This window comes from Paenibacillus sp. FSL P4-0081 (assembly GCF_000758565.1).
Taxonomy (GTDB): Bacteria; Bacillota; Bacilli; order Paenibacillales; family Paenibacillaceae; genus Paenibacillus_AQ; species Paenibacillus_AQ phytohabitans.
In genome coordinates this window covers 2969849-2987610 of the sequence record NZ_CP009280.1, presented here as the reverse complement: position 1 = coordinate 2987610, position 17762 = coordinate 2969849, and the positions used below count along the sequence as shown (strand labels likewise).

Sequence of the window (17762 nt, the reverse complement as noted above, 5' to 3'; positions counted from 1 at the left end):
CTTCCAGTCTTACTTCGTACAAAATCCGCCTCAGCCTTTAACCGAGCCAATCAGCACGCCTTTGATGAAATACTTCTGCAGGAACGGGTATACGAACAGAATCGGGACCGTCGAAGCGACCACCGTTGCCGCACGTATGCCTTCCGGTGACATGTTCATCAGATCATCCACACTTTTATTGATGGCATTGGCGGCACTGGCATCCATCACCACATCCTGCAGATAGAGCTGCAGGGTCTTAAGCGCGGTATCGTTGATGTAGATCATTGGCCCGAAGTAATCATTCCAGTACCCGACGGCATAAAAAAGCGCAATCGTGGCAATCACCGGCATACTGAGCGGCAGAATAATCCGGAACAGAATCGTGTACGTCTTGGCCCCGTCGATCCGCGCGGACTCCTCCAGGGCTTCGGGAAGACTCTCATAGTAGCTTTTGATCACCAGCATGTTGAACACACTGATCATTCCGGGCAGGATAAGCACCCACAGATTATTGATCAGATGCAGCTGGCGCATCAGCAGATAATTGGGAATAAGCCCGCCGCTGAACAGCATCGTGAAGATGAACAGCACCATGAAAAAGGAGATGCCCGGCAGATTCCGTTTGGATAACGGATAGGCCGTCAGTGCTGTCATTAAGATGGAGATCAGGGTGCCCACTACCGTGACGCCTACGGATACACAGAACGCCCGGATGAACATTGAGGAAGAGATAACCTCCCGCAAGGTGTCGAGCTGGAAGCCTACCGGCAGAATGCCTACTTTTCCCGAAGTAATCGCCCATTCCTCACTGACCGATTTCGATAATACGTTAACCAGCGGCAGCAGCATCATCACTCCGAGTGTGATCAGGAACAGGTAGACAAAGATATCAAGCAGCCTGTCGCCTTTGGTTCGTTTGGTCATGGATTATACTGTCTCCTTTCCCGCCTACCAGATTCCGCGGTTCAGCAGCTTCCGGCTGATATAATTTCCCGAAACGATGAGGATGAAGCCTACTACCGAGTTGAACAGGCCCACCGCGGTGCTGAAGCTGTAATCCATTTTGCCCAGCCCGATGCGATAGACGAAGGTTCCGATCACATCCGCTGTCTCATAGACTACCGGATTGTACATGGTCAGAATCTGCTCCGTTCCCGCATCGAGCACCGAGCCCAGCCGGAGAATGAACATCAGCACCACAGTCGGCAGGATACCCGGCAGTGAGATATGCAGCATTCTGCGGATTCGCCCCGCCCCGTCAATGGCAGCCGCCTCGTATTGCTCCTGATCGATCCCGGCAATGGCGGCAATGAAGACAATCGCGTTCCACCCTGATTCCTTCCAGCCGGCCGTAAAGACAACCACACTGCGGAAATAATCATTGCTGACAAAAAAGCTGACCGGTTCTCCGCCGAACCACTGAATGATATTATTGACCAGTCCGCCCGAGGTGGAGAGGATGGTGACGAACAATCCGGAAATAATCACCCAGGACAGAAAATGCGGGAGATAAATAATCGTCTGGATCGTCCGTTTGAAGAACATCAGCCTGACCTCGTTCAGCACCAGCGCGATGAGGACCGGCACCGGGAACAGCAGGACAATCTTGTACACACTGATAAGCAGTGTATTCATGAATACCCTTCCGAATTCGTCCGATTGGATAAGCTTATGGAATTGCTCCAGCCCTACCCATTCACTGCCTCTGATGCCCTCGAAAATGTTGAAATCCTGAAATGCGATCAGCACTCCGTACAGCGGTGTATATTTGAAGAGCAGCAGAAACAGCAGACCGGGTATCAGCAGCACATAATAATCCCTGTTTCTCCAGGCGAGCCTCCACTTGCTGGCGGACCTGATTCTCGTTGCCTGAAGTTTGCTCTTCCGGTCCAAATCCGTGACACTCCCACCCAAGTTCATTCACCCCCATCTGTTTGTGAGTTGATTATACTGAGAAACCGGGGGGCGGTTGTAGGTGGTAATCTGATTATTTCTGGTCTTACGCGACTGTATATCAGGCAATCTGCTTATTCTAATGGAACCGCTTTAATTCTGATGTTGATCACAGTTCCTTGGCCGGGCTCCGTTTCAATGGACAAGCCACACCGGTTGCCGGCAAAATATCGAATCCGCTCGTTGACATTATAGAGGCCGAAGGAGCCCGGCATCCCGTCACTGCGCAGCTCGGAGGAAGGCTCCAGCAGCAGCCGTCTGGCCTGCTCCGGACTCATGCCGATCCCGTCATCGGACACCGCCAGAAGGATATCCTCCTGCTCCCGGCGGGCTGTTATGGCGATATTCCCCTGCTTCCTGCGGGTTTTGCGGATACCATGCAGCAGCGCATTCTCCACCAGCGGCTGGAGGGTAAGCTTGGGAATCATATACTGTTCAAGTCCCGGCTCTACTTGGACGCTGAAGGTAAAGGTGGACGGAAAGCGGTTCTGCTGAATCTCCATGAACACCTTGGCCAGATTCAATTCATCGGCAAGGCTGACATTGTCGCGGCCCTGATTCAGGCTGAGCCGGAAATAGCGGGCCAGCGCCTCAATCATCTGGCTGGTATCCTCCGCATCATGCGAAATTGCCGACCAGTTGATCATATCCAGCGCATTATAGAGAAAATGCGGATTAATCTGGGCCTGCAGGGTTCTCAGCTGCGCCTCCCGCTCCTGCATCTTCGCCTGATAGGATTCCTCCATCAGAATGTTGACCTTGTGAATCAGGTGGTCCACACTGCGTTCCAGCAGCCGGAAATCCCCCCCTGGCATCGTCCTTCTGTCCTCCAGCCAGCCGATGCCCTCCTTGCGGATCATCCGCAGTATCATCTGTACTCTGCGCTGCATGTTCTGCACGAGGAACATCAGCAGCACAAACACGAGTACCAGGAACATGACCGTGATCCCTGCCAGCGTGGCAATGCTGGTGAACTGGTTCATTGCCGTTGCCCTATGCGAAATCTCTGATTCAGAGACTTGGGAGATCATTTTCCACCCTGAAGTTCCGATCGTGGTATAGACCACATTAACCTCTTCACGCCCAAGGGTCCGCTTAACGATTCCCTCCTCCGATTGCTTAATCGTATCCAGCAGTTCTTCCGGCAGCATGCTGACTTCCTGCGGACCGTTCTCTCCGGTGCTGTAGATCAGCCGGCCCTCACTATCCAGAAGATAAGGGGCATAGCTGTCCGAGAAATGAAGCTCTGACATGACTTCTGCGATCAGATCCTGGGATACATCCATCACCAGTATGCCGATGGTCTCTTCATATGCCTTCGGATTGCGCAGCATCCTTGCGGCAGAGAAAATCTTTTTGTCACCGAAATCGATATAACTCTCCTCATACACCCCGGTCCAGACCATACCGCCCCCGGCCTCCAGCACCTGCCTGTACCACGGATAATGCTCTATCTCAGATAGCGGATACAGATTCACCCGGTCCCCTCCGTACATCCGGGAAGGATCAACAAAAAACCGCAGCCGGAAAATATCCTCATTCTCCTGGGCGGTTTCGGCTAAATTGCGCAGCTCCTTAAGCTGGTTAAGCTCATCGGTGATGCTGTCCTTCTGCTGCAGATTGCTGTAGAGCACCTGGTTCATGAAGACCGAATTGCTGCTGTCACGGATATGATCCAGCTTATAGGTCAGATTCATCCCTGCCTGCTTAAGGGTCAGCTGCATCGTACTGGTGACTTCTTGCTCCAGAATGTCACTGGACCGCTGATAGAAGGAAGCCAGCATGACGGATACCGGCAGCAGAATGAGTATCACATAGGCAATCAGCCACTTTCTCGCCGCCAGAATCCCCTGGCCCAGTCCGGTCAAATAGCTCCAGCCCTTTTTCACTGCACAGCCTCCTTATATGGCATGCTTACATTCCTGTGCGGCCTGATCTTCATAGGATTGCCCCTGCTCATAGACTCTGCTCCCTGTAGGCGCTGGGGGTAATTCCGGTTATTTTCTTGAAAAGCTTGCTGAAATGGCTGGGATCGCTGTAGCCGACGGCATAACAGATTTCGTAGAATTTGTTCTGCGGGTCTCTAAGCAGCTTCTTCGCCTGCTCGATTCTGACCTTGGTCAGATATTCGAACAGCGTTTCGCCCGTTTCCTGCTTGAACAGGAGCCGGACATAGGTCGGACTGAGATAGACGCCTGCCGCAATATCCGCCACTGCCAGATTCTCCGGGTACCGTTCTCCAATCAGCTGACGAACCCGTTCTATCACTTCGCTTGTCTTGCCGCTGCGCTTCATCCCGACGAAATCACAGACCTCAAGCAAATAGGCTTCTGTATATCCCAGCAGATCCTGCATCGTCTCCTGGCGCGCAACCTGTTTCCAGGCGGCCGTCTCGCGTTTTTCCCATTCCTCCGTCATTCCGCCAAGCTCCAGCAGCACCTGGCCGGACTGCAGAATCAGATGCAGACTGACATTCTGCGCATACCGCGCCCCTTGTCCCCGGTTCTGCCCAAGTAGGCTGAAGATGTCACTAAGCTCCGTCTGCAGACGTCCGCGGTCTCCGGATTTCAGGGCAGACCACACCCGCTCCCCCCACTCCGGCTCGTACCGGTAACGCAGATTCTCACCGCTCTCTCCGGACACGATATTGTCCATGGTCAGAATCCGGTTTTTGCCCAGATACCACTTCTGGTCAGCTGCATCCCTCGCCTGTTTGTAGGAGGACGGGATCTCCGGCAAGTGCTCAACCCCCTCGCCGACACCGATGGTTACACTGAGCTTCAGCCATTGCCGCAGATTGCTGCGGATTGATTCTGCCAGCACCAGCAGGTCATTCTCGGGAGATTCGCTGAACTCCTGCGGCTGCAATTGTCCGGCCAGCAGAATCCCGACGTACTCTCCCGGCTCCTTCTCGAAGGTCACGCCGCGCATCTGATTGTCAATCAGCTCCTGGATGATATTCAGCACCGTATAGGACAGCAGCTGTCTGTCCTGCTCGCTGCGGGTGTCCAGCACCTGCGGCACATCATCGAGCAGAATGACCATGAGGATGTAGCTGTCCGCCGCGAGCTGCTGCAAGCCCAGAAATTCCAGCTTGTCCTGAATATGCGCGGTATGAACACCATCGCTGATTACGGACAGCAGGAACTTCTCGCGCAGCAGCGGCATACTCTGCGTCAGCTTCACCTGCATCTCCTTGATCCGCTTGCGCTCCTGCGTCTCCGCATCCAGCGCAGCAGTCACCTTGCCCATCACCACCGACAGCTCCTTGCGGCTAACCGGCTTAAAAATATAATCCGCCGCATGCATCTGTAGCGCGGACTTAAGGTATCCGGCATCGTTGTGGCCGCTGATGAAGACGATCTTGGCCTCCGGCAGCAGCGCCCGTACCTCGGCCGCCATGCGGATGCCGTCCATTGACGGCATCTGGACATCCGTCAGCACGATATCCGGCTTCAGCTCCCGGATCAGCGCCAGCCCAGTGTCCCCGTCATCTGCGGTTCCAACCAGCTCAATCCCCTGTGCCGCCCAGTCCACATAGGTCCGCAGCCCGTTCACCACCGAAGGCTCATCATCCACAATAACCAGTCTTTTCATTACCTTGTCCCCTTTAATAGTGAATCTGTCCAGGTTAGACGGAGTTTAACGTTATAATGGTGCATATGGAGAGTAAATGGTTTTTACTGGATTGAATAACCTGCTGACCTGAATTTCTACATCCAAAGTGCATCTCCTGCAAGAAGCCCATAAATAAGGGGCCGACGATGCAAGCAGACCACGAATAACAGCACATAGGCAGCACAAACAGCCGTTCCACCCGGACTCAGAATCCGTTATTTCGGGAAAAACAGCTGTTTTGCCGGCTTCGCGGACTGAGATTCCGCTATGCGCTGAATGATGGGATTAATTCTGGTGTTCTAAGCTGAATAGGCGATTCTCAGTCCGCTTCATCTCTAAATTGGCTGATCGGCAAAATAAGGTCCCTACAGTCCGCCACGGTTTGATGTGAGCGATCAGCATCTCAACTCTACATCACTAATCGCATCTCTCGCTACCACAATCAGCGCCTCCACTCCTAGCATCAATCCCCCCTCTACCCTTCTTCACTCACCGTGTAAGCCAGGCAGGCAAGGGCTTCCGCCTGCTTGAAGCCTTCCCCAATATACAAAGCCTGCGCCCGTTCGTTCTCTGCATTCACACACAGGATGGTGCGCGCATACGACTGTTCTCCCGCGAACCAGAGTGCTGCCCGCAGCAGAATTCTGCCGAGTCCTCTCCCCTGAGCCTCCGGCAATACTGCCAGCGGCCCGATACTCATGGCAGGCTCATCCCCATACTCATCGGCGCAGCCGCGTACAATTCCCACAGCTTTGCCGTTATGGTACAGTATCTGTAAACCGCCTTCGATATAGTCGGCTCCGCTGATCATCTGCTTCACCATCGCTGGTGTGGCGGGCGTCTCGTTGCCCTGAAGCTTAGCGAAACCGGCATTTCGCACTTCACACCAGACGGCTTCATCCAATCCGGCGCGGAAGGGAATGAGCTCGTAACCGGCGGGCAGGCTGACCTCAGGAATATGCGGCTCCTCTCTCACGAGAACATAAGTATACCGCTCCACCGCAAACCGCACGGCTGCCAACACCTCCATCGCCGCAGTATTTACCGCGGGAATAAACAGATTCAGCTTATCCATTCCGGCAGCATGGGGCAGAATCGCCTCCAGCAGATCCTGATATACCTTCACATCTGCGGTGTCCGCATGAAGGATTCTGAATCTGGCCTTGCGCCCTCTGCGGCTGTAATCATTCAGAATGAGCGAGGCTGCTGCGGTAATTTGACCTGAGGAATTGGCAACAATATATGTAGGTTGGTCCGGTGAAAGCCTGAATCCGGCAAGCTCCTCATCGATCAGATAAGAATCATCCAGTTCGTCCCGGTGCTTCCGGCAAAAATTCAAAAACGCCTCCACTCTGCTCTGTTCGAGTGCTTCAGCTTTCATCATTCTCATCCTTTCCCTTTCAGCATTTCCTTTTCTAAAATAACAAAATATTGATTTCGCGCAAAGGATAAAATAACACTATGAAACATTCACTGATTGCAGCCATTACCAAAAGCCTGCTCCGCACTTCGTTATACCACTTCACCCGGGCCCGGAATTTGCCCGCCATGGCTGCACTTGACGCATTATTCGCCCCAGCCGTATTAAGTCCAGATCATGCAGCCGGAGAACGCAGAACTACAGCCCTCCAGATTGAATACGCCGGTCAGCCGGTTGTCCTGAATTCCCATCTGCGCATCACACCTGAAGCAATGGACCCGGACACAACCCCTGAAGAATTCCGTCTCTGCCTTGACCGACATGTCTTCTTGTGGCCGACCTGGCGGGATTGCCTGGCGATGGCGGCGATGTATTCCCGCAGAGAGCCCGGCGAAGTTTTTGCCATCCTAAAATTCGACGCCAGCGAGCTGCTAACCGATCAGTTTGATCGGATCAAGCTGTCCAAATACGATTCCGGCAGCTCTCCCAGATTCCCGCACCGGATGTCCTACCGCAAAAGCTGCGGGATGCTGCTGCCCCTTACAGAGTTCATGTCAACAACCGGGCAGGCGATACCGACCAAACCATCGGAGATCAAGGAAGTGCTGGTCGAAGGACAAATATCCCCGCTCAGCCGGTATTTGCAAACGGTTTATTGTTCGGAACCGCAGCTGGTTCCTGAGATCTGGCAGCCTGTATGTCAACCGCTGACTCTGACGACACATTAATTGCCGCTAGCCTTGAAACTTATGTCGCATCGTGATATAGTCACGTTATGACATAGTCACGGCAAGACATATTATATTGAAGGCCATGAGTTATGCACAATGAACTGGCGAAGCAGGTGATCGTGTTGTCCACAATGGATAAAGTGCTGAAAAAGTACGTGCCGATGACAGAGACGGCCTTCTATATTCTGTTGTCCCTAACCATACCCCGCCACGGATATGGAATCATCAAGCATGTGGATGAGCTGTCTGAGGGACGGCTTAGACTGGGTTCCGGTACGGTATATGGAACTTTGACGAAGATGAACAAGGATGGTCTGATTGTTGTATTCGCTGATGAAGAGAGAAAAACGGTGTACGAGGTTTCAGATCTGGGGAAAGCAGTAATGCGCGCAGAAATCAGCAGATTAAAGGAACTTCACCGCAATGCCATTACCAGTGAGGAGGAATTTGTATGAAAAGGGTATTTCGGCCCTTCTGGAGCTACGACCTGCCCAAGTCAGAAGCCTGGCTGGCCGATATGGCGAGTCAGGGTTGGGTGCTGACGGAGTGGAACCTGCTGCTGCGGCAGTTTATATTCCGCCAGGATGAGTCGGTTCAGCTTACCTATCAGATCGGTTATGCTCCATCCTCCCAGCCTTCCATGTCTTCCTATCTTGCTGCTGAAGGCTGGAGCAAGCGTCTGCAGCAAGGCAAGTGGAGCGTCTACGAGAATGATCGGCAGCCGTCACAGATTAAGGCCTACCCTTCCCGCAAGGATGTCTTGAGGCGAAACCGCACAATCTCATATATTTTTATGGGAATACTTCTTTATTTGCTGCTCATTGCAATGATTCCGCTGATTGCTCTAAGCTTCTCCTTGACCCAGGATGCTCCGCTTCAGGTACAGCAAAGCCCTATGTGGGCGGTTACCTGGGCCGCAGCAGCCTTGGCTGTGATCCTGCTCGTACTTGCAATCTATTCGATTATTAAACTCCGGGCAGCCAGCAAGGGGTTACTCTTGAATCATGAGGAATTCAAGAAGTCTCACGATCCGCAGAAGCCAGCGGGTGTTACGATGAAGAGGTTGAAGTTAGGCTGGATGTACGCTCCTGACCGGCTGGAGGAATGGCTGGAGGATAAGGAACGGCTGGGATGGAATCTGTATAAAGTCGGCCCTGGAGGCACCCTGTTCCATTTCAGCCAAGGCAGTCCACGTATAATGAAGTATCACGCCGACTATCAGGTCATTGGCGATGAAGAGTATTTCGAGCTGCACCGGCAGGCAGGCTGGCATAAAGTATATAGCTCATCCTCTTCTCTGCAGAAATGGACCCTCTGGAGCCGGGAGGAGTTGGATCGTGCTGAACAACCGGAAATCTACAGTGACCCGTATCACCGCTTGAAGCATGCCCGTAAAATTGCCATCAGCTATACAGCATTGTTTCTTCCGACGATTCTGCTCTACAGCCTGAATGTGACGGCATTTATTGACGGCATGCTGCAAGACGGAATCACCGCTTCCCGGGCATGGAATACTTCACTTATGTTCCTCTGTATCCTTCTCTTCGGCTCGTTCGCAGGCAGAACCTGGCTGTATTACCGGCGGCTTAAGAAGCTGTAGTTATTGCACCGCAACAAAAGGCGTATACCGGAAGTCATGCTCCAAACGGAGCAGGCTTCAAGGATACGCCTTAAGCATTTAGACTTTACCTTATTTCAGAAGAATTGCGGATATTGCTTGGACATCACCTGTACCCGTTCCAGCAATGTATTGGAATGCTCCATCACAATCTTGCGCATTCCCTCCACGTCACGCTTGCGGGTGGCCGCTACCATCTTCACATGTTTATCAATATCGGATTGCTGCACGCCCTCCATCTTGCCATAGAGCAGACGGATACGGTTATAGTGCGAGGCTACCTCTTCAATCGTGAACCAGGATAGCTCTTCCCCGGCCGTCTGAAAGATCAGCTGGTGGAAACGATTATCCTTGAAGTAAAATTCCCGGAAATATTTCTTATCCATATATTTCTTCTGTTTGTTAATCAGTTCCTGCATCGTATCTGCTACAAGCTCACTGCACTTGCGGATGAATTCATCAATCACGGCAGATTCAAGCGATGTGCGGATGAACCATTCCTCGCGGACCCGCTGCAGATCAATTTTGGAGACTACTGTTTTGCGCTGAGGATATATTTCCACCAGTCCAGACTGTTGAAGGCGGACTACTGCTTCCCGTACCGGTGTCCGGCTTACGCCATAGCGTTCAGAGAGCTTCTGCACACTGACATCCATTCCCGGCTCCAACGTCATATTCATGATGTCTTCTCTTATTTTATTGTAAGTTACATCATTTAGTGAATTACTGTTATTAATAATCTTCAACGGGTTCCCTACACCTTCCTGAACTCACTCCTAGTACATCACGATATATTTTCTCCGCACTGGCAGCATCATAGCTGTAATACAACAGAACATCCAGAATAAACGGCGGGTAGCTGAGTCTATTCAGTTCCTGTGTAAAGGCCATGGCTCCTACTTCACTCAAGGTGCGTATTGTAGAATAATTCTTGAACCCAAGCAGGTTCCATAGCAGAATCTTCTCAGTCCGGGTGTAGATTTCATGTGCAAACTGGTCTTCTACAAAATGAAAAATTTCGTGTCCAAGGATAGTATTCATTATACCAGCTTGCTGAAAAAGTTCAACTAGCGCCGGCTCTTCCTCCTGGACCAGCTCCGCCGCTCTGCGCACAGGCTCCTCCATAATTTCGATTGTGTACGGCGGGGTATAGCAGGCAAATAGCACACGTTTCCCTGTCATAAGCGCACTTTGAAATTCTAGCTTCAGCTTCAATTTGTCCGCGATCACGCGGACATCACGGGTTCCGTATTCACGGATGATCCTCTGTGCATAGGCTTTGCCGCAGGCATTAGCTTTGGCAACCATCTCTGTCTTGGTTTCAGGCAGAATGCGCCGGTTCAGAATGTCCCTGGAAAAAGCGTACAGCCCCCAAGCCTCATCCTCTACCTGCAGCAAATCACGCATCATTACACCCAGCTTCATCTGCACCTGCATGCTGCCCCCATTCTTCATTCCTTCATTAATATGGCTATGAATAATTTCAATAGATTAGCGTCAGCTCTGCTTGACATTGGCAGCGACAACGATAACCTCCGTATCCGGCTCAAACGTGGAAATTTCGATATCCATCAGCAGCTCCAGCTGTTCGAAATCGGAAGCGGTAAAGTCCATCACCCGGGCACCGATACACAGATAGAAGTCCGGCCGGGCAATCAGTTCAGTCTGGTAGACGGCCATAGCCTCCCAGAGCTTTTTGACGGCATTCAGGTAATCTCCGGCAGTTGTCTTAAGGGCCATAGCCCGGCCTCGTTGCACCTTAATGAACCCTTTGGTGTCCAGAATGCGGACTGCACCCGCTTCACCGGCCTTCTCAACCTTTTCGCCGAAAATGCTGACATACCTCGTTTTCTCAAGCAGCTGTGTCCGGTCGATGGAAATACGCATATCCTTCGCGGCCAGCTCGCGGAGCTCCGCTTCATCACATTCCTTCAGCAGCTCGGTCGTCTTCACTTCCGTGGAACCGGTAGCAATCGCGGTAACCTTGGAGGTCTGCGGATCGATATCGATATGGATCTCGATGCTTTCCGGAGTGGCTCCGCTCTGAATCGCCTTGTTCATCGCTTCCATTTTGAGTGCGGCAATCACTTCTTTGGAAGGTGACGGAATGATCCGCTCTACCACGTCCCGCACCATGGACAGGGCAACACCGATGGACGAGATCACCTCTGCATTCTCAGGAATGCTGTATTTCAGACCCATTTTCTCAGAGAAATAGACGATCAGCGAAGCGGCTCCCCCGCCAACTCCCACCAGGGAGATCTGGTCTTTCTCCAGTTTGTATTTCTCGGCCAGCGACAGGATGATCGGTTCGATCTTCGCATACGCTTTTTCCATAATCTGCTTCGCAATATCCTCGACCGTGGTTCCGCAATAATCGGCTAATGCCTGCATCGCCCGTCTGGCGGCTTCCACATTCCCGTAGGAGAAATGCTCCGGCTTCACAAGGCCCAGCACGTTCGCAGCACAGGAATTCGTGATCGTCACACGCTCCCCGTTCTCCAGACGGATGGCGACATAATCTGCTGGATCACCCGGCTTAGGTGAGAAAAATTCCACCTTGGCGCCCTTAATCTTGTCCGGGTCGGTAAATACCGAATAATCCAATCCGCCGATATGTGCCGATCTGGGGCCGACATCCACTACTCCGCTTTTGTTCGCCCGGATCATGGAGCCGCCAGCAACACCGAGGACGCGCACATCCAGTGAATTGACATAGGTCGGATGACCGCCGACGATGGAATAGTCAATGGCCGGACGGCCGTTTTTGATAACCCCGATATTGGTTGTGGTTCCACCCACCTCGAAATACACACCGTTAGAGGCTCTCAGATACATCAAAGACCCCATAACTGAGGCTGCGGGACCCGACAGCATCGTAAGCACAGGACGTTTCTTCATTTCGCTGATTTCCATAACCCCGCCGTCGCCTCTCATGATCATCAGAGGTACATGGACGCCGGCTTCCCTTACAGACTGTTCGGTTGAATTGGCGGTATCCAGCATCTTGGGCAGAATACTTGCGTTGATCGCTGCCGTTCTCGTTCTGCGGGTGAGTCCGTACAATTTGGTGATATCGGATGCCATGGTGGTCGGAATGCCTTTTTTCTCAGCTTCTTTATAGACGAGCTCTTCAGGTCTGCCATTATCTACGCCAAAAGCCATGGAAGGCACAATCACCTGTGCACCCTGACGCTTAAGATCATCGATGACCTGCAGCACGGAGGCTTCGGACATTTTCTTAATATTAATGAAGCTATTGTAGATTTTGATCTCTTTGCTATTGCCCAGATCGATGTTCTGCAGTTTGGTCTGACGTTTGGCCAGCCAGCCTTCAAGACCGCCCTTAGCCATGCCAATGATGCCAACCTGTGCGATATCGCCTTCAATCAGCGCATTGGTTGCCTGCGTTGTGCTGTGTGCAACGAAGACTACATCTTCCGGCTTGATGTTATTTTCCTTCAGACAATTCTGAAAACATTTCACAACACCGGCGGCTACACCTCTCGCATGATCATGCGTAGTCTTGACGGACGATTTCCCGATAATTTCATGTGTTTCGTTGTCGATGGCAACTGCTTTTGTATGTGTTCCACCGACGTCGATCCCCATTCTAACCATTTTACCCATATGATTTCTCCGTTTCTCTTCATTAAATTGTACTGAAGGTTGAATAACCGGCTCCTGACGGACAGGGACGCAGCAGCCGGTTCATTTGGATACAAGCGGTGCTACACCAAATTGCCGTACATGAAGAATACAATCGCGCAGAGAATAATCCCGATAATCCAGCCTGTAGGAATGGACATCTTCATATATTCCTTGGCCGGAACCTTCGTATATCCGAAGCCCCAGGCTACCCAGGATTGGGTAACGTCCAAATGCTGCGGCGCTACTGTAGTGATGGCGAACAAAGGATACAGGAACTGTACAGGCCAGGCTGCGGTAGCCACAACTACTGCCAGAATGGCCGAACCGGAACCGACCAGGTTCATCGGGCCGCGGAAGAAGCCGAGCGGTGTCAGGATGGCGAATACGATACAGAGCAATAACGCCGTCTGAGGCATTGCACCGTCGAGCAAGGTTTTGAAATAAGGGGAAGCATAGGTTGCCGCATTATTGAACATGGACAGGGTGAGCAGGAATCCGATCATCGGCGCCACATCGATAGCCCCGTCCGCGAATTGCTTCGACAGCATTCTGCAAACGCTTGCAAACCCACCCTTTAACTTGCCGCAGGTCAGTAAGGCGAACAGACCGGCAACGATAAATCCGAAGATAATCGGGAGTTTGAACACCACCACACCGATTACCGGCAGGATGATGGAAATCCAGGAGATTGCTGGGGCGTCAACCGTAGCTCCGGCATCCGGAGTGGCTGCCCAGGCACGGGAGACCTTCTTGTTCATGGATAGGTTAGATACCACCAGAACAACAATCAGGGAGACAGCCATCGCAATCATGCCGAATTTGAAATATGTATTGTAGTCGTAGCTGGCATAACTTTCATTGGCTGTGGCAAAAATAGCCTGATACTGCTTGAAGTTAACAATGTTCCCGAAGATACCCGCCATAATGGAGCCCATGAAGGAGAACAAGGCAATCGGTGAAGGAATACCCAGCGACAGCATGATCGGCAATACGATTACGGCAATGGAGATTACCGGACCGATACCGGTCATAGAGGTGAAGATTACCGCAGTAACAATACATAAGAGCGACATCGTAATTCTTGGTTTGTCTCCGCCGAGCTCTACCACCTTACGGATCAGCGTTGCAGCAATTCCTGTGTCGATCAAGACTCTGCCGAAGAAGGCGCCGAAGAAGATGTTAACCAGAATCGCTTTACCGTAGTTCTCCGGACCCGTCTGGAAGACGTTCGTCAGGACATCAATAAAGGTCTTGCCCTCCATAACGGAGGTTGGATGAATAGAATTGCCGATCAGGGCAATCGAGGTCCACAGGACCGACATGACGAAGAAGCCCACCATGAGGTTATACCCCTTGACGCAGTACCACACCAATCCAAAAAATGATAAAACCATAATGAAACCGATTACAACATTAGCCACAAAATAACCTCCTGTAATAGGAATATATGAATAACATGCTAACATGCTATATAGCCTCACTGACATGTTAGTTTGTCTCGGGAAAATATTAACATGTTAGTTGCTCGGGCGTCAATACAATTCTGCGCTGCGAATTTCAGCTGTTTTTGAAGTCAGGCGCGGGTAAGAACGGCAGCCTTTCAGCACGAACAGAGAAAGCCCCCGCGGCATGGCCGCAGGGGCTGGGTGCTGCTTATTAAGGCTGAATGCCCGGTAGAACTACAGCAATAAACAGCAAGCCCGGCATTAGGGTAGCAGGAAACCCTTTGAAGCCTGCTCTATTCTTCAAGGCCGCAATAATTGCCAGGTTCAGCAGCTGGCCTGCCAGGACAGGTAAGACTGCAAAGAGTGGTCCTGCTCTATTGACGGATTGCAGGGAAACTATTGTCAGCAATGAATAGAAGACTAGATCCCCTGTACCGATGACCGGAATGAGCCCCCGCTTCCCGGGAACCGGAAGGCAGACCGATAGACGGGCGGCTGTATTCTTACGCTCCATTAATCTGGCGTTGAGCGTGAAGCCGCCTCTCTTGGTGAAGCTGAACACATCCATGACTACAACTCCGAAGGCAGCACCAATGACCGTACTGTCCGAGACGAATACGTAGGCTGACAGCAGATACGCCAGCAGAACTGCACAGATGATGTTCAAGCCATTATGCAAATAGACCACAGTCCGGCTGACAGTCTGCTTCCAGACCCAACAATTTAGCGCTATGGCTGCTGCAAATCCTGCAACAGCCATCTGCTCTGAACATCCGCGAACGGCAGCTGCCAGCAGTATGATGAGACCAGTAAGCAGGAAAATATAGGTTAACTCCCAATGCATCCTGTTCTTAACAGGCACATCCATCAGAAATTCCTCCAGTCAAATATAGAACATCGTCTTACTCTTCCACTAGTCCGGTTACATCTGCTTACTGTACTTACGGATGTAGAACAGCTGCAGGAAACAGCCGAAAACATATAGTCCGATGGTCGACAGCACTACCCACAGAGCGGTCCCGCCAAATATGAACAGAAACGGCAGCGCAATCATAACCACAATCATAACATCGAAGGCTTTGGCCTTCGCTTTCATCCGGATGGCCGTATGGCGTTCGTCGCGCAGTTCAATGACAGCCTGCTTCCTCAGCTTGGGGTGCTTGGCATAATAACACTGAATGATAAGCTGGGCGGCACTCATACTGAACAGCCCCGAGCCTATACCAAGACCTAACCCGGCTAGTCTCTCTGTACTTTCATTCATCGTCAGAAGCCCGGCAGCAGCCAGAATCCCCCCAAGCAGCAGCAGAAAAGAAAACAGCCAGATCTTCTTGTTCACCTTCATTCGGATTCCTCCTCATAGATAAAAATATCCTCAATGGCCAGTTTGAAATAGCGGGCGATTTTGAAGGCCAGAATGATGGACGGGTTATACCTCCCGTTCTCAAGCGAACCGATAGTCTGTCTGGAGACCTCCAGCGCCTCAGCCAGCTCTTCCTGTTTAATTCCCCGCTCCTTCCGAAGCTGCTCCAGCCTGTTATCCATACCTTCACCTCGCATATGTAAAGTTAACTTTCCATCATAGTATCACTCACTTTCTAATATGTAAAGCGTACTTTCCATCATTCTATGTTTATTCACACAAAAAGAAAAGCATAAAATACCCCTAACGGGTAATTATGCCGGAGTTTATCGATTTCGTATTCCTTCAGTTGTCACTTGGCCTTTCATTTTTCTTAATAGAATTCAGCTCTTCTTGTCCGTGATAAGAACCTGCACGTATAACAGCATCTATCTTATGAAGATTCTGAACACTCTCCAAGGGATTGGCATCCAATATCACTAAATCCGCATTCTTACCTGCCTCCACTGTGCCCATATCATCCAAACGCCCCAGAAACTCCGCTCCGTTAAGGGTAGCCATTTGGAGAACGTGAAGAGGTGAGATACCCGCTTTTTCGAGTTCATCAAATTCCTGATGAATAGAGTTACCTGCATTACGCCAATTAACTCCGCCGCCTTCATCTGTGCCAACCATCATCTTAACGCCTTTGGAATCATAGGTCTTTGCCAATTTCAAATAAAGATCGTAGAGCCCTTGTGCAATGGTTGGATCACTATCATTTGAGAATAGACCTAAATGCATACGTACCAGAGTCGGGGTTTGCCATGTGTTGTTTTCAACGAATACACCGGCAAGCTGAATGGCCTTCTCTTCACTGTAAGTGTCAATCAAATGTTGCAGTACTGCGGAATCCTCTTTTCCCCCGGAAGTCTCAATAGCTAACTTGACGACTTGCTCGTTCACAAAATCTCTAACACCCTTTATCTTCATGAATTGCACGAAGACTGGATTTGACGTGATGGAGGGAAGTCCTGTGGCCTCTGCTCTCAAGTTGTTCTCATCAGTTGAGGTAGAGATTAGCGCCCCGTTGTTGATTCCGAAATGTTCGACACTATAAAATCCGTTTTTCGAAGCCTCCTTCAAGTCCAAATCCGGAAGCACATGGCCTACAAACGCAAGATTTAATTTGTTCGCCTCCGCTTGGACGGCATCAAATACTTCTGGTGTAACAGCCCCCGCTTTTATAAAGCCAGCCCCTTCCTTTTGCTGCTCTCGAACGAATTCCACTGCAACCTTTGGCGTAGGCGCGTTGATCGGTGTTAACACATCGCCAGGCATCGCGAGCAGTGCCGGCTCTTCCGTAGAACTGGTATAGGCACCGGCTCTCCATTCCTTCAACTGGTCGGCTGAACCACTCATCTGTCTGAAGCCGGTAACACCGTTAGCAAGCAGCAGAGACATAACTTCAGGGGTCTTCTCATCTCCCAGCACGTGCATGTGCATGTTCAGGTACCCGGGCACCGCATACTTCCCGGTGGCCTCAACAATCTTCGTGTCTTCGCCTGTCTTAATGCTTCCAGCCGGTGCAATGTCGATGATTGTCCCATCCTTAGTCAGGATGCTCATGTTAGAGGTTAATTGACCGTTTTGTGTATCCACAATGGTTACATGATTCAGCAATAGCTGATATGGAACGCTTGGTTGTTCCAGATTCATAGCGGTGTAGGGCTGAATATTCATCGAAGGTTGGCCAGCATACAAGCCGCTCCATACGATGACAAGCGCTAATATCCAATATAGCGGAACTCGCCATCCATGCCATAATTTCATTCTTCTCAGGGTAATGAGGAAGCCGGCGCAGGCAGCCAGAATCAGATAACCATACCAGCGTTCATCACTGCTGATCATCAACACTAGTACAATTCCAAAAACAAGAACAAATAATAGCCCAAATCCGATGGTGCTTAGAAGTTTTCTTTTTGTATTTTGCTCCATCGCA

The 17762-nt window shown here is 51.1% G+C and carries 16 protein-coding genes; 3 read left to right on the top strand and 13 right to left on the bottom strand.

The window, feature by feature from the left end; translation table 11 throughout:
- Window positions 1–30: 30 nt before the first annotated feature.
- The 5 genes from P40081_RS12515 to P40081_RS12495 form a co-directional block, all read right to left on the bottom strand.
- On the bottom strand, window positions 31–906 hold the full coding sequence (locus tag P40081_RS12515; RefSeq protein ID WP_042135807.1) for a carbohydrate ABC transporter permease: 876 nt from the start codon (window positions 904–906) through the stop codon (window positions 31–33).
- A gap of 24 nt (window positions 907–930) precedes the next feature.
- Entirely contained in the window at window positions 931–1842 is a 912-nt protein-coding gene (locus tag P40081_RS12510) for an ABC transporter permease (protein WP_042141012.1), read from the bottom strand.
- Window positions 1843–2009: 167 nt separating this feature from the next.
- Window positions 2010–3824 (bottom strand): cache domain-containing sensor histidine kinase, encoded by a 1815-nt coding sequence (locus P40081_RS12505; RefSeq protein WP_042135805.1) that lies wholly within the window; start codon window positions 3822–3824, stop codon window positions 2010–2012.
- 67 nt (window positions 3825–3891) lie between these two features.
- Window positions 3892–5532, bottom strand: a complete 1641-nt coding sequence (locus P40081_RS12500) for a response regulator transcription factor (protein WP_042135803.1) — start codon at window positions 5530–5532, stop codon at window positions 3892–3894.
- Between the two features lie 496 nt (window positions 5533–6028).
- Window positions 6029–6937 (bottom strand): GNAT family N-acetyltransferase, encoded by a 909-nt coding sequence (locus tag P40081_RS12495; RefSeq protein WP_197074353.1) that lies wholly within the window; start codon window positions 6935–6937, stop codon window positions 6029–6031.
- 77 nt (window positions 6938–7014) lie between these two features.
- Between P40081_RS12495 and P40081_RS12490 the strand changes: the two genes are divergently transcribed.
- From P40081_RS12490 to P40081_RS12480, 3 genes are all read left to right on the top strand, one after another.
- Window positions 7015–7701, top strand: a complete 687-nt coding sequence (locus tag P40081_RS12490; RefSeq protein ID WP_042135799.1) for a DUF7002 family protein — start codon at window positions 7015–7017, stop codon at window positions 7699–7701.
- A 92-nt stretch (window positions 7702–7793) separates the two neighbouring features.
- Window positions 7794–8159 (top strand): PadR family transcriptional regulator, encoded by a 366-nt coding sequence (locus P40081_RS12485; RefSeq protein ID WP_231575337.1) that lies wholly within the window; start codon window positions 7794–7796, stop codon window positions 8157–8159.
- Entirely contained in the window at window positions 8156–9304 is a 1149-nt protein-coding gene (locus P40081_RS12480) for a DUF2812 domain-containing protein (RefSeq protein ID WP_042135797.1), read from the top strand. The genes P40081_RS12485 and P40081_RS12480 overlap by 4 nt, the downstream gene beginning before the upstream one ends.
- Before the next feature lie 95 nt (window positions 9305–9399).
- Here P40081_RS12480 and P40081_RS12475 read toward each other — a convergent pair whose 3' ends face one another.
- The 8 genes from P40081_RS12475 to P40081_RS12440 form a co-directional block, all read right to left on the bottom strand.
- Window positions 9400–10068 carry a GntR family transcriptional regulator gene (locus P40081_RS12475; protein WP_039309052.1) on the bottom strand — a complete coding sequence of 223 codons (669 nt, stop codon included), beginning with the start codon at window positions 10066–10068 and terminating at the stop codon, window positions 9400–9402.
- Window positions 10055–10747 carry a hypothetical protein gene (locus tag P40081_RS12470; protein WP_231575412.1) on the bottom strand — a complete coding sequence of 231 codons (693 nt, stop codon included), beginning with the start codon at window positions 10745–10747 and terminating at the stop codon, window positions 10055–10057. Before P40081_RS12470 ends, P40081_RS12475 begins: the two co-directional genes overlap by 14 nt.
- Before the next feature lie 72 nt (window positions 10748–10819).
- Window positions 10820–12952, bottom strand: a complete 2133-nt coding sequence (locus tag P40081_RS12465; RefSeq protein WP_042135793.1) for a hydantoinase/oxoprolinase family protein — start codon at window positions 12950–12952, stop codon at window positions 10820–10822.
- A 101-nt stretch (window positions 12953–13053) separates the two neighbouring features.
- Window positions 13054–14394, bottom strand: a complete 1341-nt coding sequence (locus tag P40081_RS12460; RefSeq protein WP_039309061.1) for a hypothetical protein — start codon at window positions 14392–14394, stop codon at window positions 13054–13056.
- Window positions 14395–14629: 235 nt separating this feature from the next.
- Entirely contained in the window at window positions 14630–15286 is a 657-nt protein-coding gene (locus P40081_RS12455; protein ID WP_042135788.1) for a hypothetical protein, read from the bottom strand.
- 54 nt (window positions 15287–15340) lie between these two features.
- On the bottom strand, window positions 15341–15763 hold the full coding sequence (locus P40081_RS12450) for a hypothetical protein (protein WP_042135785.1): 423 nt from the start codon (window positions 15761–15763) through the stop codon (window positions 15341–15343).
- On the bottom strand, window positions 15760–15963 hold the full coding sequence (locus P40081_RS12445) for a helix-turn-helix transcriptional regulator (RefSeq protein ID WP_042135783.1): 204 nt from the start codon (window positions 15961–15963) through the stop codon (window positions 15760–15762). The genes P40081_RS12450 and P40081_RS12445 overlap by 4 nt, the downstream gene beginning before the upstream one ends.
- Before the next feature lie 163 nt (window positions 15964–16126).
- Window positions 16127–17758, bottom strand: a complete 1632-nt coding sequence (locus P40081_RS12440) for an amidohydrolase family protein (protein ID WP_042135781.1) — start codon at window positions 17756–17758, stop codon at window positions 16127–16129.
- Between the last annotated feature and the right edge of the window lie 4 nt (window positions 17759–17762).